Genomic DNA, 18,792 nt, shown 5'->3' on the forward strand with positions numbered 1-18,792 from the left:
TGTGGCGGGCCGACCTCGTCCGCGGGACGGATCTCGGGAAGCGTGGAGAGGCGCGTACGTGGCGCCCGTTTTGTCGCTCGACCCTCGCGTGAACCCGGCACGAACCCCGCACGACCCGGCACGAACTCAGCACGACCCGGCACGACCCGCACCGACCCGGCACGACCTCCAGGAGAGACGCATGCTGTCCCGCAGGCCACAGGGGCGAATACCCCGCCTCCGCACCAGATTCCGGACCGGCGGGCGCCCCGGCCGCGCCGCGCGCCTGCTCGCCGTCGGCTGCGTACTGCTGTGCACCGGCGGCCTGCTCACCGCCGGGACCTCCGAGGCCGCGACGGCCCCCGCACCCGAAGGCACCGCCCGGGTCCGGGCCCTGGTCGCGCAGATGACCCTGGACGAGAAGCTGTCCTTCGTCCACTGGACGGCCGGCCCCGCCGGCGGCTCCCTCGCCAAGGGCGTCGGCTACCTCCCCGGAGTGCCGCGCCTGGGCGTCCCCCCGCTCCAGGTCTCCGACGGCCCGACCGGAGTGCGCATCAACGGCGCCCGCTCCACCGCCCTGCCCACCCCCACGGCGCTCGCCGCCACCTTCGACGACTCCCTCGCCACCGCCTACGGCAAGGTCCTGGGCCACGAGGGCCGGGCGCTCGGCCAGGACGTCGTGCTCGGCCCGATGGTCAACACCATCCGGGTGCCGCACGGCGGCCGCAACTTCGAGACGTTCAGCGAGGACCCGCTCGTCACCGCCCGCACCGCCGCCGCCCAGATCAAGGGCACCCAGAGCCAGGGCCTGATGGCCACGGTCAAACACTTCGCGGGCAACAACCAGGAGAGCGACCGCTTCACCGTCGACGCCTCCATCGACGAGCAGACCCTCCAGGAGATCGAACTCCCCGGCTTCCACAGCGCCGTCGACGCCGGCGCCGCCGCCGTCATGTGCTCCTACAACGGCGTCAACGGAACCCACTCCTGCGGCAACGACCAGCTGCTCCAGAAGGTCCTGCGCGAACAGTGGGGCTTCCGCGGCTGGGTGATGTCCGACTGGCTCGCCACCCACGCCACCGCCGACATCACCAAGGGCCTCGACCAGGAACTCGGCCTGGAGATGGGCAAGCCCACCGACCCCGTCCCCGACTCCAAGTACTTCGGTGCCTCCCTGCGCACCGCGCTGCGCGAGGGCGCCGTCCCCGAAGCCACCCTCGACCGCTCCGTCACCCGCATCGTCACCCAGATGGAACGCTTCGGCCTCCTCGACACTCCCGCCCCCCAGCGTCCCGTACGCGACGCCCAGGCCGGCCGGGACACCGCCCGCCGCATCGCCGAGAACGGCGCCGTGCTGCTGCGCAACACCACCACTGCGGGCCGCCCCGCCCTGCCGCTGACCGGGGCCGCCGGGGCCGACGTCGCCGTCATCGGCGACAGCGCCCTGCGCCCCAAGGTCTCCGGCCTCGGCAGCGCCCACGTCGTGCCCGACGCGGCCCAGGTCCCGCTGGACGCCCTGCGCGAACGCGCCGGCTCCGGGGCCTCCGTACGGTACGAACCGGGCATCGACCGGCTCGGCACCCCGCTGCCCGCCGAGAACCTCAGCCCCGCCTTCACCAACGGACAGCAGCTCGCGGCCGGAGGCGACCGCGCCTTCTACGACGGCACCCTGACCGTCCCCGCCGACGGCGACTACCGCCTGGGCCTGCGCGTCGACGGCGGCCTGGCCGTCCTGCAGATCGAAGGCCAGGACCCCGTCTACGCCGCCGACTCGTTCAGCGAGACCACCAGCGTCGTCCTGCGGCTCACCCGGGGCACGCACAAGCTCTCCATGAGCGGCTGGGCCTGGCCCGACCGCCCGCTGTCCGTCGACCTCACCTGGGTCACCCCCGAGCAGGCCGCCCGCGACATCCAGCGCGCCGTCACCGCCGCCTCCCACGCGAAGACCGCCGTCGTCTTCGCCCAGGACGAGGGCTCCGAGGGCTACGACCGGCCCTCCCTCTCGCTGCCCGACGGGCAGGACGCGCTGATCTCCGCCGTCGCCAAGGCCAACCCGAACACCGTCGTCGTCCTCAACACCGGCTCCTCGGTGCTGATGCCGTGGCTCTCCTCCACCGCCGCCGTCCTCGACATGTGGTACCCCGGCCAGGAAGGCGCCCGGGCCACCGCCGCCCTGCTGTACGGGGACGCCAACCCCAGCGGCAAGCTCACCCAGACCTTCCCGGCCGCCGAGGACGCCCAGCCGATGGCCGGGAACCCCAAGCGCTTCCCCGGAGTCGACGGCAAGCAGGAGTACAGCGAAGGCATCCACGTCGGCTACCGCTGGTACGACCAGCAGGGCGTCACCCCGCTGTTCCCCTTCGGCCACGGCCTGTCCTACACCACCTTCGACTACCGCGACCTCGCCGTGGAACGCACCGCCACCGGCGCCGCCGTCCGCGTGAGCGTGCGCAACAGCGGCCCCGTCGCCGGCAAGGAAGCCGTCCAGGTCTACCTCGGCCCCAGCGGCCTCGTCACCGCCCCACAGGCCGTCAAGAAACTGGCCGGCTACACGAAGGTCGCCCTGGAACCCGGCGAGGAGAAGCGCGTCACCGTCCCCGTCGACGCGCGCCAGCTCCAGTACTGGAACACCCAGCGGCACGCCTGGCAGAACGCGCCCGGCCCCCGCGCGGTCTCCGTCGGCTCCTCCTCGGCGGACATCCGCCTCACCGGCCGCCTCACCCAGTGACCCACCACCCACCCCCCTCTGAGAGGAAGCGCATGACCGCAACAGAGCAGCCCAGGACCACCGGGAACCCGATCGGGACCGCCGCCGCGATCAACGCCGGTGAGGACACCGGGCTGCGCCACGTCGCCGCCCTGTCCACGGAACTGCGGGACGTCGTCGAGGTCGAGCAGCGCCAGGTCCGCCTGGAGCGGGTGGTGCTGGTCGGCGTGTGGACCTCCGGCACGGTCGCGGAGGCCGAGAGCTCGCTGGCCGAGCTCGCCGCACTCGCCGAGACCGCCGGGGCCCTGGTGCTCGACGGTGTGATCCAGCGCCGCGACAAGCCCGACCCGGCGACGTACATCGGCTCGGGCAAGGCGAAGGAGCTGCGCGACATCGTCGCCGAGAGCGGCGCCGACACGGTCGTGTGCGACGGCGAGCTGAGCCCGGCCCAGCTCGTGCGGCTGGAGGAGTTCGTCAAGGTCAAGGTCGTGGACCGGACCGCCCTGATCCTCGACATCTTCGCCCAGCGCGCCACCTCCCGCGAGGGCAAGGCCCAGGTCGCGCTCGCGCAGATGCAGTACATGCTGCCGCGGCTGCGCGGCTGGGGCGCCTCGCTGTCCCGGCAGATGGGCGGCGGCGGAGCGGGCGGTGGCGGCATGGCCACCCGCGGCCCCGGCGAGACCAAGATCGAGACGGACCGGCGCCGGCTGCGCGACAAGATGGCCAGGATGCGGCGCGAGATCGACGAGATGAAGACCGCCCGCGACCTCAAGCGCCAGGAGCGCCGCCGCAACAAGGTCCCGTCGGTGGCCATCGCCGGCTACACCAACGCGGGCAAGTCCTCGCTGCTCAACCGCCTCACCGGGGCCGAAGTACACGTACAGAACGCCCTGTTCGCCACGCTGGACCCCACGGTGCGCCGCTGCGAGACCCCGGCCGGACGGGCCTACACCCTCGCCGACACGGTCGGCTTCGTGCGGCACCTGCCGCACCAGCTCGTCGACGCGTTCCGCTCCACCCTGGAGGAGGTCGCCGAGGCGGACCTCATCCTGCACGTCGTGGACGGCTCCCACCCGGATCCCGAGTCCCAGATCGAGGCCGTGCGCGCCGTCGTCGGCGAGGTCGGCGGCGCGGGCGTGCCCGAGGTCATCGTGGTCAACAAGACCGACGCCGCGAGCCCCGAGGCCCTGGAGCGGCTGCTGGCGGCCGAGCCGGGGGCGGTGGCCGTCTCCGCCCGCACCGGGGAGGGCATCCCCGCGCTGCTGGCCCGCATCGAGGCGGAACTGCCCCGCCCCGAGACGCAGGTGGAGGTGGTCATCCCGTACACCGAGGGCCACCTGGTCGCACGGATCCACGCGGACGGCGAGATCCTCGCCGAGAGCCACGGCGAGACCGGCACCCACCTGCGCGCCAACGTGGACGCCGCCCTGGCCGCGGAGCTCGCGGACTACGTGGCCTGAGCGCCCCGATGACTCCCCGTATTCGCCGGGGAAATCGGCCCGGAGGCCGGTTTCCCCGGAGGCGGACGGGGCGCCGGCCGAAAGGGCCGGAGCAAGACCCGGGCGGGTGGCGCAATTCTTTCCCCCAGCGGGAAAAGAGGTTCGCCGCACATCCGCTCGGGTGTCAGACTAAAGCAGCTCTGGAATTGCTCAGGAGGTAACGCATGACTGATACGCCGGAAAACAACGCCGCCGAGAACGACGGCAAGCGCAAGTTCCGCGAGGCTCTGGAGCGCAAGGCACGCACCGCCATGTCGCAGCAGGCCCAGCACGAGGGCCGGCTGAAGCTCAAGGGGTACAACGGACCCAACGGTCAGAACCGCAGCTTCCGCCGCAAGTCCGGCTGAGAGCAGCCCGGGACACCGCCCGGCACACCGCCCGGCGAACCCGAAGGGGCTGCCGCGATCCGATTCCCTTCCCGGATCGCGGCAGCCCCTTCTTCGCGTTGCGCCGCAGCACTTCGTATTGCACTGGAGAACCGCTCGAATGCCGCCGTAGTACCGCTTGAGCCGGTCTCCCGCACTCTCGGGCCGTGGTCGTCATCCGGACTTTCCCGTCCCTTGCCGGTACTGCCGTAAAACGCCGTGGGCAAAACCGTTCCCTCGGTTTCCTCTGGCCAGGACCCTGTCCGGCCGTCCCGGTGCCGCGCGTGCCGCCCCGCCCGCGTTACAGAACGTAAGTGGTCTCGTTGCGCCCCAGCAGATAGCCGAGCTGTAATCGGTTGAGCGCTCCCAGTTCCTGCTTGATGGCCGCGATGTGTGCCTGGAGGGAGCGTTCGCTGATGCCGATCCGGCGGGCGATCGCCTTGTCCGAATAACCTTCCACGAGCAGTCTGCTGATGGACTCCCGGATGGCCGGGACCACCTCGTCGGCCGCCTTCGCCGCGTGCAGCGGAACGAACGGAAAGGGCTTGGCCCGGTCCCAGGCCTTGTCGAAAGTGTCGCGCAGGAAACGGATGATGGTGGGTTCGGTGATGGATATCGCGGTCGTGCGTTCCTCGTTCGCCGAGATGAAGGCGACGTCGTCCACGATGATGAGCCGGTCGAAGAATTCCTCCAGGGTCCGCACTTGGGCCCCGTATTCGGTGACCGTGCGCACGTAGTCCTTCGTCGCCTCGTCAAAACGCGTGGTGTGCTGGTACAGCGTCCGCATGGATATGCCGGCCGCGATGTGCCGGCGTACGGATTCCAGTGCTTCCTTCAATACCGCGCTCGGCCGGGCCCCGTCCGGCTGGGCGGTCAGGATTTCCCTGCGCACCGCGCCGAGCGCCTCGTTGATCGCGGTGGAGATGCTGCCCAGACCGTGCAGGTAGCGCACTCCGGGGCCCACGACCTGCTCCTCCGGGCCGGCCTCGATCTCCGGCAGTGCCTCCGCGCGCGTGGCCTGCTGTGCGGCTTCCTCCGCCAGCAGGCCGAGGTGCGTTGCGAGTTCTCGCAAGAATGCCTGCGGTTCCTCCCCCGCGGGCGCACGAGGCTCCTCCGATGCTCCGTTCTGTCCTGATTCGACGTATTTCACCACGTCCACAGGCCACCCCTGTCTGTCCGATGTGCGGGTGTCTGGGGTGATTGAGACCCCGTAGGTTCCCGCAATGCGGAAACAGGAGCCATCGTAGGTCTACCTCGGGATCTCCCGGCAGAGGAGATTTGGTCTCACCGCAGGAACGAACACCGAGAAGGCGAACGGCGGAGCACCGCAGCCGCACACCGGATTCGGACTTCCGTTTCTCGAATGGCCAAGGCGAAAACGACCGAGGGGACTGGGGAAAATGACGAAGAACCAGAGGGTTGCTCGTGGGGACGTCCGCGTTTCCGGAATCCGCGGACGAGTGGTTCTGGCCGCCGCCGGACTCGCCTTCGCGCTGGGTACCGCGGTCACCGGCATCGCCCAGGGCGCCCTGTCCGACGGATCCGGCACCCACCTGCGCCTCGGCGATGTCGGCTGGAACCACACGGACCCCCACGTCCTCGCGGACGGCGCCGGTGACGTCGGCTGGAACAACCCGCAGCCCGGTACCACCCCCGCCCCCCAGCCGCTCAACCCGGCCGACGTTGGCTGGAACTGACCGACCGCCACCACCCGTCCTGCACTTCTTCCCCTCCCGCCCCCGCCCGACCGGCAAAGGAATGGCTGATCTTCGTGGCTGCGTCCCCCTGGTTCCTGACCTCCGAGACCGCCCCCGGCGCCGACCCCAGCGATACCGGTACCGACGACCGCACCCGCGTCTACTGCTTCCCGCACGCCGGCGGCAACCCCCGCACCTTCCTGGACTGGCAGGACGGCATGGGCGACGACGCCCGCGTCCTCGCCGTGTGCCCGCCGGGCAGGGGCCACCGCTTCCGCGAGCCCGCCCCCGCCACCGTCGCGGAACTCGCCGACGGCGCCGCCCACGCCATCGCCCTCGACACGGCCCCCGGCCGGCCCTTCGTCCTCTTCGGCCACAGCTTCGGCGCGGCCCTCGCCTTCGAGGTCGCCCGCCGCCTCGACGGAGTGCCCGGCCTCGCCGCCCTCGTCGCCTCCGGCTGCTCCGCCCCCTCCCTGCTGCCCACCCCCCGCGTGGTCGAGGCGGCACGGCTGGAGGGCCGCCGGTTCACCGAGGCCGTCGGCTTCTTCGGAGGGCTGCCGCCCGAGGTGCTCCAGGACGAAGCCGTGCAGGAACTCCTCCTGCCCCACCTCAAGGCCGACTTCACGATGGTCGCCGCGTACGAGTACCGCCCCGCCGCGCCGCTGCGCGTGCCGCTGACCCTGCTCAACGGCATCGACGACCCGCACGTCACCACCGCCTCCCTCGCGCCCTGGGCCCGCGAATGCCCGGGGGAGCCGGCCCGCCACTGGGCCGACGGGGGCCACTTCTACTTCGAGGACCGGCCCCACACCGTCACCGACGTACTGCGCCCGCTGGCCCGCGCCGCCCGCCACGAGGCCGTGGCGCCCGCCCGCGATGAGTACGTTGAGCTGATCTGACCGCCGGCCGACGCACGCACCAGCGAGGACACCGTGAACCACAGCACCGCCGCCCAGCAGCCCGCCGCCCAGCAGCCCACCGCCCCGCACGCCCGGTCCCAGTACGGCCGCGCCGTCGCCTTCCGCGACCTGCACGCCGGACCCGGCCCCTTCGTCGTCCCCAACCCCTGGGACGCCGGAACCGCCCGCATCCTCGCCTCCTTCGGCTTCGCCGCCCTCGCCACCACCGGCGCCGGACTCGCCCACAGCCTCGGCCGCCCCGACGGGGCCAACCAGGTCACCCGCGCCGAACTCCTCGCCAACGCCGCCGCGATCGTCGACGCCACGGGCCTGCCCGTCACCGCCGACCTGGAGAGCGGTTTCGGCGAGCGCCCCGAGGACATCGCCGAGACCATCGCCCTGGCCGCCGCCGCCGGCCTGGTCGGCGGCTCCATCGAGGACTCCACCGGCCGGGACGAGGACCCCGTACGCCCCCTCGGCGAAGCGGTGGAGCGCGTCGAAGCGGCCGTCGAAGCGGCGAAGCGGCTCGACTTCCCCTTCACCGTCACCGCCCGCGCCGAGAACTTCTTCCAGGGCCGGCCCGACCTCGAAGACACCATCCGCCGCCTCCAGGCCTACGAGGCCGCCGGCGCCGACGTGCTCTACGCCCCCGCCCTGCCCGACGCCGCCGCCATCCGCGCCGTCTGCTCCTCCGTCTCCCGCCCCGTCAACGTCCTGATGGGCGGGGCGCTGCCGCTGTCCGTCGCCGACCTCGCGGCCCTCGGCGTACGCCGGATCAGCACCGGCTCCGCCCTGTCCCGCGCCGCGCTCGGCGCCCTGACCCGCGCCGCCCGCGAGATCAGCGAGCACGGCACCTTCGGCTTCGGCGCCGACGCACTCCCGTACGCCGAGGCCAACGCCCTGCTGGCCGCCCCCGCCCCGACCGCCCCGTCCGACGACCGAGAGAGCGATCCGGCACCGTGAGCCTTCCTTCCGCAGCCATACCCGCGGTCCTCCCGCCCGCGCACCTGCCCGCGGTCCACCTGTCCGCGCCGCGCTACGTGCTCGGCGAACAGGTGGCCGACCACACGAGCATCGGCAACCTGACCGAACGGGCCCGCCAGTTCAAGATGGCGCCACGGGCCGAACTGTGGGGCTGGGGCAGCATCCGCAGGACCGCCAAGAGCCTGGAGGCCCTCGCCGTCGAGAGCGCCCGCGCGACCGTAGGGGCCGCGGGCGCCGACCCGGCCGGCATCGACTGCCTGATCCTGTGCTCCACCCGCTTCCCCGGCGGCCCGCGCACCCACGGCGGCTTCGTGGAGAAGGTGATGAGCGGCATCGGCCTGGTCGACGCCGCCGTCACCGGCCTCACCCTGAACCGCTGCACCAACCTCCTGACGGGCATCCGCACCGCCCACGCCCTCGTCGCCGCCGGAACCCACCGCCGGGTCCTGGTCGTCACCACCGACCGGGTCACCGACGAGTCCGTCCGCATGGAGAACTTCGCCCTGTTCAGCGACGGTTCCGCCGCCTGCCTCATCTCCGCCGAACCCCTCGGCGCCGACGCCTACGAGATCATCGCCGGCGCCACCGCCCAGGACCCCGCCTCCCTCGACTGGTCCCACGAGATCAGCTCCGAGCTGGCCCGCACCGTCAACCGGCGCATCCTCGACGCCGCCGGGATGAAGCTCGACGAGATCGACGGCCTGCTGCACCCCAACCTCTTCAAGCCGCTGATCGCCCTCAAGGAACGCCAGGCCGGCTTCACCCGGCAGCAGCTCCACCTCGACAACATCACCCGCTTCGGCCACTGCTTCGCCGCCGACCCGCTGATCAACCTCGTGGACCGCGCCGCCGCCGGAGCGCTGCGCCCCGGCGGCCACTACCTGCTGGCCTCCAGCGTCCCCGGCTCCCGCGTCGCCGTCCTGCTGCGCAAGTCCGCGCCCGCCACCCCGGACCGGGGGGAGAACTGAAGATGACCACCGCGCCCTCCTACGACAGCGCCCGCACCCGCCCCGCCCCGGCGTTCCCGCTGCCCGACCTCACGACCTCGCTGCCCGCCGGGCCCGTCGAGGCGAGTCCCGCCGCCCTCGCCGAGGCCGAACGGATCACCGCCGCCCCGCCCGCGGAGCTCTTCGCGCGCCTGCTCGCCGACCAGGAGAGCGAGAGCGCTCTCATCGCCGCCCGCCGGGTCCTCACCGCGTTCCTGGCGACGGAGGAGGGCGAAGGCGGGCCCGGTGACGCCGACGCCGACGCCGACGCCGTCGCCGTCCACGTACTGGCCGCCCGCGCCGAACTCGCCGCCGCCCTCGTCCCCCTGCGCGAGCACGACGACCCCGGGATCCGGGCCGCCGTCCTGCGCCAGCGCGCCCCCCTCGCCCTCACCGGCGCCTGCTGGCTGGACACCGTCTCCCAGGCCGCCACCCAGCCCGCCGAAATCGTCGGCCGCCTCTTCGGCCAGCACTGGCTGCTCCAAGGCGAGGGCACCGCCGAGGCCGGCCAGCCCGCCCGCCGGCGCCGCGCCCTGGCCGGGCAGGGCGTGTACCTCCCCGAGGTGGAGGCCGCAGGCTTCCTGCGCGACGCCGGGGCCCGCCCGGTCACCGCCCTGCACGCCGCCTTCCGCGTGGCCCTGTCCCGCCTGCCCGCCGCCTTCCTCCCCGAGGTGGTCGGCGTCCACTACGCCGCCCACGCCCTCGGCGTCGACGAACTCCTGCTCGGCGGCGAGCCGGTGCTCGCGGAGAGCGACGTACGGCCCCTGCTGGCCGAGTACCTCGCCTTCACCGCGCAGTCCCCGACCGGGCCCGAGGACCGCCGCCGCGCACTGGCGGCCGTACGCCTCATGGTGCGCCTGGAGCGCGAACACACCGCCGCCCTGACCGAACTGGCCCGCTGGCAGGAGGGCCTGTCCCTGGACGACCAGGTCGCCGCGATCGTCGCCCGGCACGCCCCGCACGCCGGCCGCCAGCACCGCGCCGTGCGCCTGGGCACCCGCAAGCTCACCGACTGGCTGGACGACGAACACCTCGACGCGGCCGCCTTCGTCGCCGAGTTCCGCACCTCCCGCCAGGTCCGGCCCGCCCGCGACGGCGGCCCCTGCCGCTTCCTCAAGTCCATCAAGTTCGGCGGCCCCATGTTCGGCATCTTCGACGAGCGCGAAGCAGCCGTCTTCACCGCCTGGACCCGTTCCATCGCTGCCGGGGAGCCCGCCGGGCCGCCCAGCGGCCCCGCCACCGCCGGCGACGCCGCCGCCCGCGCCTGGACCGTCCGCCTCGCCGCGGCCCGCCCCGCGGACCTGGTACCGCGCGAGCCCGGCCCGGCCCCGGACGAGCGCACCTTCTTCCACCGGATCGTCAATTTCGAGCGCTACCCCCACGTCCTGCCCCTGGCCCGGGCCCGCGCCGAGGCCGGCCTCACCGAAGCCGAACTGCTCTTCACCCACGGCGCCGGCGGCCTGCTGACCGACGCCGAGTACTTCGACTACACGCCCGAAGCCCTGCTGGAACGCGTCGAGCGGATCTACTGGGACAAGCTCGTGGACCCGTACGAGCCGCTCACCGAGATCCCGGACCGCGACCAGGTCGTCTTCGAGCAGTCGACGTACGCCCTCGGCAGCCTCATCGACGGCACCTGGGCCCACCGCATCGCCAACCTCGGCCGCCGGGCCCGGCGCAGCGACGACATGCTCTTCTCCATCTACGCCGACGAGATGGGCCGCGGCGACATGGCGAAGAACCACATCACGATCATCCACAAGGTCCTCGCCAGCATGGACATGGACCTGCCGCACATCCGCCAGGACGCCTTCCTGGACCAGGGGGACCTCCCCGACCACCTGTACGGCTTCTCCGTCCACCAGGTCTGCCTGTCGCTCTTCCCCGACACCCTCTACAACGAGATCCTCGGCTACAACCTGGGCATCGAGATGTTCGGCCTCGGCGCGATGCGCCTGCACGAGATCCAGAAGCTGCGCAGCCACGGCTTCGACATCTCCTACGAGGAAGCGCACCTGTCGATCGACAACTTCTCGGCGGGCCACGCCCGCCAGTCGGCGGAGATCGTCGTCGCCTACCTGGACGACGTACGCCGGGCCTCCGGCGAGGAAGCCGTCCAGCGCGAATGGCGCCGCATCTGGCGCGGCTATGCCTCCTTCGCCTACTTCGTCGAACACGCCCTGGTCAAGCGGGTGCGCTCGGCGCAGGCCGGTCCCGTCACCACCGCCCCGGCCGCCGCCGACCTGGTCATCTGAGGAGCCCCGCCGTGGAACTGACGACGAGTTTCGACCCCGAGGTCCTCGACCTCCCCTTCTACGACGACGGCCACCGCCGGCTCGCCGGGACCGCGGGGACCTGGTGCGACAGCAACCGGGTCCTGTGGGAGGAGGTGGGCGCCCTGGACCCCGACACCGCCGGCCGCAGGCTGGTGCGCACCCTCGGCGACGCGGGCTGGCTGGCCGCGCTCGACCCCGCCGCGGGCGCGGCCGAGGACCTGCGCGCCCTGTGCCTGCGCCGCGAGGCCCTCGCCTACGCCGAGGACCTGGCCGACTTCGCGTACTCCATCCAGGCCCTGTCCGCGACGCCCCTGCTGCGCTTCGGCAGCGAGGCACAACAGCGTCGCCACCTGCCGGGGATGGCCGCCGGGACGACCATCGGCGCCTTCGCCGTCTCCGAGCGGGAAGCCGGTTCGGACGTCGCCTCCGTGGGCCTGGAGGCAGTGCGGGACGCGGCGGACGGCTCGTACGTGCTGAACGGGCGCAAGGCCTGGATCGCCAACGGCACCATCGCCGACCTGTTCGTCGTCATCGCCCGCACCGGCCCGGGACCCGGAGCGCTCGGGCTCACCGCCTTCCTCGTCCCGGCCGCCACCCCGGGGCTGCGGGCCGAACGGATCGACGCGATCGCCCCGCGCTCCTTCGCCCACCTGTCTTTCGAGGACTGCCGGGTGCCCGCCGACGCGGTACTGGGCCGGCCCGGACGGGGGTTCGTGATCGCCGTGGACCTGCTGGAACGCTTCCGCACCACCGTCGGCGCGGCCGCCCTCGGCTTCGCCCGCCGCGCCTTCGACACGGCCCTCGCGCACACCCGGCAGCGGGAGGCCTACGGGCAGACCCTGTTCGACCTCCAGCTCGTCAAGGCCTCCCTGGCCGACATGGAGGTGCAACTGGCCGCGGCGTCCCTGCTGGTGGCGCGGGCCGCATGGGAGACGGACCGGGGCAGCCGCCGCTTCGCCCGGCACTCCAACATCGCCAAGGTCCACGCCACCGAGACCGCGCAGGGCGTGGTGGACTCCGCCGTGCAGCTGCTCGGCGCGGCCGGCATCGTCCAGGGCGGCGTCACCGAGCGGCTGTACCGGCAGATCCGGTCGCTGCGCATCTACGAGGGCACCTCGGAGGTGCTGCGGATGGCCATCGCGGGCTCGCTCGACATGCGCCGCGCGGCCCGAGCGGCAGCCTGACCCGTACGTGTTCACCCCGGCAAGGAGCAGGACGTGACCAGCACCACCACCACACCGATCGAGGCGGTCCGCCTCCCGGACCCCTACCCCTTCTACGCGCGCCTGGTGGCCGAGCGCCCCTTCGCCTACGACGAGGCGCTCGGGGTCTGGGTCGCCGCCGACGCGGCCGCCGTGCGCGCGGTGCTGGGCAGCGACGCGCTGCGGGTGCGGCCGCCGGCCGAGCCGGTCCCGGCCGGGATCGGCGGGACGGCGGCGGGCGAGGTCTTCGGCGACCTGGTGCGCATGACCGACGGCCCCACGCAGGCCCGGCTCAAGACGGTGGTGGCCGACGCCCTGGCCCGTGCCGACACCGGCCACGCGGCCCGCCTGGCCGCCGAGTTCACCCGGGAGGTTCTCGCGGCGGGCGGCGACGTCCCCCACGAGGAACTGATGTTCTCCGTCCCCGCCCGCGTCGTCGCCGCGCTCAGCGGCCTGACGGACGGCGCCGGGCAGGAGGCGGCCCGGGCCATCGGCGACTTCGTCCAGTGCATCCCCGCCACCGCGACCCCTGCGCAGCAGCAGGCCGCGGCGACCGCGGCGGCCCGGCTGCGCGAGCTGCTGGCACCGGGTCTGACGGCGCGGGGCGACGGGCTCCTCGCCGAGCTGGTCCGCGCCGCCGACCGGGCGTCATGGCCGCACTCGGCGCCGCTGCTCTCCAACGCGGTCGGGTTCCTGTCACAGACCTACGACGCCACCGCGGGCCTGATCGGCAACACCCTGGTCGCCCTCGCCCGGGGAGCGGCCCCGGCGGCCCCCGCGGGCGACGGCGGCATCGAGGCGCTGGTGCGCGAAGTGGTCCGCTACGACGCCCCGATCCAGAACACCCGCCGCTTCGCCGCCGAGCCCTTCGTCCACGCCGACTCCAAGGTCGAGCCGGGCCAGCAGGTGCTGGTCGTCCTCGCCGCCGCCAACCGGGACCCCGCCGTCAACCCGGACCCCCACGCGCTGCACCCCGGCCGGGTGAATCCGGCGGTCTTCACCTTCGGCGCATCGGCCCACCGCTGCCCGGGCGAAACGCTCGCCGTGGCCCTCGCCACGGCCGTCGTCACCGAACTCCTCGCGGCAGGCTTTGCCCCGTCCACCTTCCCCTCGAACCCGGCCTACCGCCCCCTGGCGAACGCCCGCATCCCGCTGATCTGAGCCCGCCGCCACCCCACGCACCGGACCGCGACCCCCGTCACCGCGCACCCCCGTCACAGAGCGATGGCCGGGGGCCTCCCACCCCCATGCCTCCCGATAGGACAAATCGTAAGATGTCGGACAGTATTCACCTCTGGATGCGGCACGAGTCCCGCCCCACCGAACGCCGCGCGCCGCTCACCCCGGACGACGCCGCCCACCTCGTCGCCCAAGGCCTGCGCATCACCGTCGAAGCCTGCGACCAGCGCGTGTTCCCCCTCGCCGACTACATCGCCGCCGGCTGTGAGAGCGCCCCCACCGACTCCTGGCACGAACTGGCCCCCGACGACGCCTACGTCCTCGGGCTCAAGGAACTCCCCGACGACCGCACCCCGCTGCGCCACCGGCACGTCTACTTCGGCCACGCCTACAAGGGCCAGGCCGGCGCGGGCGCACTGCTCTCCCGCTTCACCGCCGGCGGCGGCGCCCTCCTCGACATGGAGTACCTCACCGACGACCGCGGCCGCCGCGTCGCCGCCTTCGGCTACTGGGCCGGGTACGTCGGGGCGGCCCTCGCCGTCCTGCACCGGCGCGGGCAGCTGACCACCCCCCTGCGCCCCACGGACCGGGCCACCCTGGACGCCCTCCTCGAAGCCACCGAGGCCGAGGACGCGAGCACCGCCCTGGTCATCGGCGCCCTCGGCCGCAGCGGCCGGGGCGCCTGCGACGCCCTGACCACGGCCGGCCTCACCCCCACCCGCTGGGACCTCGCCGAGACCCGCCGGCTCGACCGCGCCGCGCTCCTCGGTCACGACCTCCTCGTCAACACCGTCCTCACCACCGACCCGGTCCCGCCGTTCCTCACCAAGACCGACCTCGACGACACCACCCGGCGCCTGACCCTCGTCTCCGACGTCACCTGCGACGTCACCTCCGCACACAACGTGCTGCCCGTCTACGACGAGACCACCACCTGGGACGAGCCCGTCCGGACCCTGCGCCCCGACACCCCCCGCTTCGACCTGATCGCCATCGACAACCTGCCCTCCCTCCTCCCCGTCGAGGCCAGCACCGCCTTCTCCGCCGAACTCGCCCCGCACCTGCTGCGCCTGACCGAGTGGGACGGCGTCTGGCCCCGCGCCCTGCACACCTTCGAGACGGCCGTCCAGGCCCAGGAGACCCACCATGTCCGCTGACCGGCCCGCCATACCCGCCTCCGGCACCGTCCACTGGATAGGCACCGGCCTGTCCACCGGACGCTCCGGACTCGCCCTCGTCTGCGAGAGCGCCCCCCGCGTCGTCCTGTGGGACCGCACCGCCGAGCGCGCCGCCGCCCGACTGGCCGCGCTCGGCCTCACCGGCCGCGCCGAAGTCCGCGCCCTCGCCCCCTCCGCCCCGGCCGCCCTCGCGGCCGAGGCGGGCCCGGGCGACGTCATCGTCTCCATGCTCCCGGCCGCCGAGCACGCCCCGCTGCTGCGGCTGGCCATCGAACGCGGCGCCCACTTCGCCTGCACCAGCTACGTCTCGCCGGAGCTCGCCGAACTCGCCGCCGAAGCCGGCGAGGAGGCCCGTACGGTCGTCCTCACCGAGGCCGGACTCGACCCCGGCATCGACCACCTGATGGCCCACGACCTGGTCGCCCGGGCCCGCGAGGCGCTCGGCGAGATACCCGCGACCGCCCGGTTCACCTCCTACTGCGGCGGTGTCCCGGCGGTCCCCAACGCCTTCCGCTACCGCTTCAGCTGGGCCCCGTACGGGGTGCTCGCCGCCCTCGGCTCCCCGGCCCGGCACATCGAGGCCGGCGCCGAGGTGACCGTCCCCCGCCCCTGGGAGGCCACCCGCACCCGGACCCTCGCAGGGGAGGACTTCGAGGTCTACCCCAACCGCGACAGCCTCCCCTTCGTCACCCAGTACGGCATCCCCGCCCACTGGAAGCTCGACACCTTCGTCCGCGGCACCCTGCGCAACGCGGGCTGGCGCACCGCCTGGAAGGAGGTCTTCGAAACCGTCGCCGGCGGGGACCTGGCCGCCGTACGCGCCCTGGCCGCCGAACTCGCCGCCCGCCACCCCACCACCGCCGATGACCGCGACCGCGTCGTCCTCTCCGTCGCCCTGGAACTGCGCACCGCCGACGGCGCCCACTGGCGCGGCTCCCACCTCCTCGACGTCACCGGCGACGCGGCCGAGTCCGCGATGGCCCGCTGCGTCTCCCTGCCCGTCGCCTACGGAGTGACCCGCATCCTGGCCGGCGCCCTGCCGGCCGGTCTGGCCCGGGCCGCCGAAACGCCCGGCGAGACCGCCCGCTGGCTCTCCTTCCTCGCCGCCCGGGGCCTGGCCGGAACGTACGAGGAGAGCCCCGCCCCGGCCGCCGACGCGTACCCCTCCAGCAACCCGTCAGGAGCCACGGCATGACCCACGCCAGCCCGCCCGAAGCCTTCGTCCTCACCGGCGCCTTCCGGGTCGTCTGCCGCAACCCCCGCTACCTGGAGGAACTCGCCGCCCGCAACCTCCGGATCCTGCTCGTCACGGACGAGCGCCACCGGGACGCCGCCGAGACGGCCCGCAAGGACCCCGAGCACCCGGCCCACCTCATCGACGACATCGCCTACGTCGACGGCTCCCTGGACCAGGAGGGCTCGTACACCCCCGGGTTCGTCGCCCGGGCACGCCACTGGCGCGGCCGCTACACCGTGCGCGGCGCCTACGCGGTCGGCGAGACCCTCGTCGAGCAGACCGGGCTGCTGTGCGACGCGCTGGGCCTGCCGGGCCCCGGACTGCGCGCCACCCGGGTCTGCCGCAGCAAGTACCTCCAGCGCTGGTACCTGGAGGAGTACAGCCCGGCCTCCCTGGTGGTGCCGCCCGGCGGCCGCGAGGACGCCGACCTGACCGCCCTCGGGTACCCGGTCGTCGTCAAACCGGCCACCCGCCACTCCAGTTCCGGGGTCGTGGCGGTCGGCGACGAGGCGGCCCTGCGCGAGCTGCTGACGTCCTACCCGGACCACGAGACGGTACTGATCGAGCAGAAGGTCACCGGCCAGGAGTACTCCGTGGAGTCCCTGGTCCAGCACGGCCGGCCCGTCTTCACCTCGGTGACCCGCAAGGAGACCACCGAGTCCGGGGCGCAGACCTTCGTGGAACTCGCCCACTCCGTCCCCAATGCCCGTGCGGAGGCCGACGCGGCCCTGCTCGACGCCAACCGCCGGATGCTCGAAGCGCTGGGCTTCCGCGACGGCATCGCCCACGCCGAGTGGCGCACCGGCGACGACGGCCGCCCGTACCTGATGGAGGTCGCCGCCCGCACCCCCGGCGACGGTCTGCTCGCCCTCTACCACCTCGCCACCGGGCAGCCGATGGAACCGGAGATCATCCGGATCGCGCTCGGTGAACCGGCCTCCTACCCGGCCCCGACCCGCTTCGCCCGCCAGGTGTACCTGGAGCACGGCACGGGCCCGCTCGCCGGCGTCACCCTCGACTGGCCGGGGGTGCGGCCGCTGTGGGTCGGCGAGTCCGGCATGTGGCCCGAACTCGCGCCCGGCGCGAAGGACGACCCGGCCACGCTGCGCGCCCTGTTCGTCCTCAAGGAGGCCGGGGCGCGGCTGGGGCCGCTCGCCAGCTCCGACGACCGGGCGGTGACCTTCCTGATCGACGCGCCCACCCCGCAGGGACTGGACGAGCTGGAGCGGCGCGTCCGCGGCGCCGTCACGGTCACCACCGACCCGGAGGCCGACGGTGAGCACTGACATCAGACCAGCAGCAACGGCTGACCCGGCGGCCGACGCGGTGGCCGAACCGCAGACCCGGCCGGGCGCCGCGACGAGCGCCGGACGCGCCGCCGTATGGGACACCTTCAAGGAGTCCACGCCCGCCGTCAAAACCGTACTGGCCGGGGTGCTCGTCAACCGTCTCAGCGGTTTCCTGCAGCTCTTCCTCGTCCTCTTCCTCACCGACGCCGGCCACTCCGAGGCCCGCACCGTCATCGCCCTCGGCGTCTACGGGGCGGGCGCCGTCGCCGGCTCCCTCGTCGGCGGCACCCTCGCCGACCGGCTCGGCATCCGTCACGCCACCGTCGTGTCCATGAGCAGCACGGCCGTGCTGACCGCCGCCCTGCTCTACCTGCCCGACTTCACCCTGCTGCTCGGCGCGATCGCCCTGGTCAGCATGGGCGCCCAGCTGTTCCGGCCGGCCTCCGCCACCTTGCTGGCCGACCAGACCGACGGCGACCGGCAGATCATGATCTTCGCGATGTACCGCTTCGGCCTCAACGTCGGCGCGACCGCCGCCCCGCTGCTGGGCTACGCGCTCTACAACGCGGGCGGGCACTCGTACACCCTCCTCTTCTGGGGCGAGGCCGTCATCGCGCTCGCCTACGCCCTCGTCGCCCGTGCCACCCTCCCCGCCAAGGCCGCCCGGCACCCCGCGGCCGCTCCCGTCCCCACCGGCGCCCGCGGCGGCTACGCGGCCGTCCTGCGCGACCGCCGCTACCTGCTCTACCTGACCGCCGCCTTCTGCCACGCCGCCGTCTACACCCAGTACCTCTCCACCCTCCCGCTGTACATGAAGGACGCCGGCATGGCGCTCTTCTGGTACACCTTCGCCGTCGCGCTCAACGGCCTCATCGTCATCGCCTTCGAGCTGCTGGTCACCAAGGTCTCCCAGCGCTGGCCGCTCAAGATCACCGTCGGTCTCGGCTTCGCCCTCGTCGGCGCCGGAGTCGCCTGCTACGGACTGCCCATCGGCCCGGCCGCCGTCGTCATCGGCACGCTCGTCTGGTCGCTGGGCGAGATCCTCGGCGGCCCCGCCGTCTTCGCCTACCCGGCGAGCGCGGGACCCGAGCCCCTGCGCTCGCGCTACATCGGCAGCTTCCAGTTCATGTTCGGCCTGGGCTCCGCGCTCGGGCCGATGGCCGGCACCTGGCTGTTCCTCCAGTTCGGCTCCCTCGTGTGGCCACTGGTCGGCGCCTGCTCCCTGCTCGCCACCGCCTGCGGCCTCATCGCCGTACACGACCGCCGGACCCGGACCGCCTGACCGTTTCCGTTTTCCCAAGGCTTCCCAGCGCTT

At 73.4% G+C, this 18,792-nt stretch carries 15 protein-coding genes; 14 read left to right on the forward strand and 1 reads right to left on the reverse strand.

Features of this window, described 5'->3' with window-relative positions; genetic code table 11:
• Positions 1-181: 181 nt before the first annotated feature.
• The 3 genes from OHA81_RS33845 to OHA81_RS33855 all read left to right on the forward strand — a co-directional run bounded on the left by OHA81_RS33845 (position 182) and on the right by OHA81_RS33855 (position 4,532).
• Positions 182-2,707 carry a beta-glucosidase family protein gene (locus OHA81_RS33845; protein WP_329203136.1) on the forward strand — a complete coding sequence of 842 codons (2,526 nt, stop codon included), beginning with the start codon at positions 182-184 and terminating at the stop codon, positions 2,705-2,707.
• Positions 2,708-2,739: 32 nt separating this feature from the next.
• Complete coding sequence (gene hflX, locus OHA81_RS33850; protein ID WP_329203139.1) at positions 2,740-4,146, forward strand: GTPase HflX; 1,407 nt, start codon at positions 2,740-2,742, stop codon at positions 4,144-4,146.
• A gap of 203 nt (positions 4,147-4,349) precedes the next feature.
• Positions 4,350-4,532, forward strand: a complete 183-nt coding sequence (locus tag OHA81_RS33855; protein WP_190186761.1) for a DUF5302 domain-containing protein — start codon at positions 4,350-4,352, stop codon at positions 4,530-4,532.
• A 319-nt stretch (positions 4,533-4,851) separates the two neighbouring features.
• On the opposite strand, the gene OHA81_RS33860 is transcribed toward OHA81_RS33855, so the two are convergent.
• Positions 4,852-5,622 carry a helix-turn-helix transcriptional regulator gene (locus OHA81_RS33860; RefSeq protein ID WP_329203143.1) on the reverse strand — a complete coding sequence of 257 codons (771 nt, stop codon included), beginning with the start codon at positions 5,620-5,622 and terminating at the stop codon, positions 4,852-4,854.
• Positions 5,623-6,010: 388 nt separating this feature from the next.
• Between OHA81_RS33860 and OHA81_RS33865 the strand changes: the two genes are divergently transcribed.
• The 11 genes from OHA81_RS33865 (at position 6,011) to OHA81_RS33915 (ending at position 18,759) form a co-directional block, all read left to right on the forward strand.
• Positions 6,011-6,247, forward strand: a complete 237-nt coding sequence (locus OHA81_RS33865; RefSeq protein ID WP_329203146.1) for a hypothetical protein — start codon at positions 6,011-6,013, stop codon at positions 6,245-6,247.
• Positions 6,248-6,321: 74 nt separating this feature from the next.
• Positions 6,322-7,146 (forward strand): thioesterase II family protein, encoded by an 825-nt coding sequence (locus OHA81_RS33870; protein WP_329203148.1) that lies wholly within the window; start codon positions 6,322-6,324, stop codon positions 7,144-7,146.
• Between the two features lie 129 nt (positions 7,147-7,275).
• Entirely contained in the window at positions 7,276-8,109 is an 834-nt protein-coding gene (locus OHA81_RS33875; protein WP_329203386.1) for an isocitrate lyase/PEP mutase family protein, read from the forward strand.
• Positions 8,106-9,098, forward strand: coding sequence for a 3-oxoacyl-ACP synthase (locus OHA81_RS33880; RefSeq protein WP_329203150.1), 993 nt, complete (start codon positions 8,106-8,108; stop codon positions 9,096-9,098). The genes OHA81_RS33875 and OHA81_RS33880 overlap by 4 nt, the downstream gene beginning before the upstream one ends.
• 2 nt (positions 9,099-9,100) lie before the next feature.
• Positions 9,101-11,371: an iron-containing redox enzyme family protein gene (locus OHA81_RS33885; protein WP_329203152.1), complete on the forward strand. Its 2,271-nt coding sequence runs from the start codon at positions 9,101-9,103 to the stop codon at positions 11,369-11,371.
• A gap of 122 nt (positions 11,372-11,493) precedes the next feature.
• Positions 11,494-12,576, forward strand: coding sequence for an acyl-CoA dehydrogenase family protein (locus OHA81_RS33890; protein ID WP_443056828.1), 1,083 nt, complete (start codon positions 11,494-11,496; stop codon positions 12,574-12,576).
• Positions 12,577-12,609: 33 nt separating this feature from the next.
• Positions 12,610-13,755 carry a cytochrome P450 gene (locus OHA81_RS33895; protein WP_329203156.1) on the forward strand — a complete coding sequence of 382 codons (1,146 nt, stop codon included), beginning with the start codon at positions 12,610-12,612 and terminating at the stop codon, positions 13,753-13,755.
• Between the two features lie 113 nt (positions 13,756-13,868).
• On the forward strand, positions 13,869-14,930 hold the full coding sequence (locus OHA81_RS33900; RefSeq protein ID WP_329203158.1) for a saccharopine dehydrogenase: 1,062 nt from the start codon (positions 13,869-13,871) through the stop codon (positions 14,928-14,930).
• Positions 14,920-16,146: a saccharopine dehydrogenase C-terminal domain-containing protein gene (locus OHA81_RS33905; RefSeq protein WP_329203160.1), complete on the forward strand. Its 1,227-nt coding sequence runs from the start codon at positions 14,920-14,922 to the stop codon at positions 16,144-16,146. Before OHA81_RS33900 ends, OHA81_RS33905 begins: the two co-directional genes overlap by 11 nt.
• Positions 16,143-17,474, forward strand: a complete 1,332-nt coding sequence (locus OHA81_RS33910; RefSeq protein WP_329203162.1) for an ATP-grasp domain-containing protein — start codon at positions 16,143-16,145, stop codon at positions 17,472-17,474. Before OHA81_RS33905 ends, OHA81_RS33910 begins: the two co-directional genes overlap by 4 nt.
• Complete coding sequence (locus OHA81_RS33915) at positions 17,464-18,759, forward strand: MFS transporter (protein ID WP_329203164.1); 1,296 nt, start codon at positions 17,464-17,466, stop codon at positions 18,757-18,759. The genes OHA81_RS33910 and OHA81_RS33915 overlap by 11 nt, the downstream gene beginning before the upstream one ends.
• Positions 18,760-18,792: the final 33 nt, after the last annotated feature.

Source organism: Streptomyces sp. NBC_00667 (assembly GCF_036226825.1).
In the GTDB taxonomy this organism is placed as follows: Bacteria; Actinomycetota; Actinomycetes; order Streptomycetales; family Streptomycetaceae; genus Streptomyces.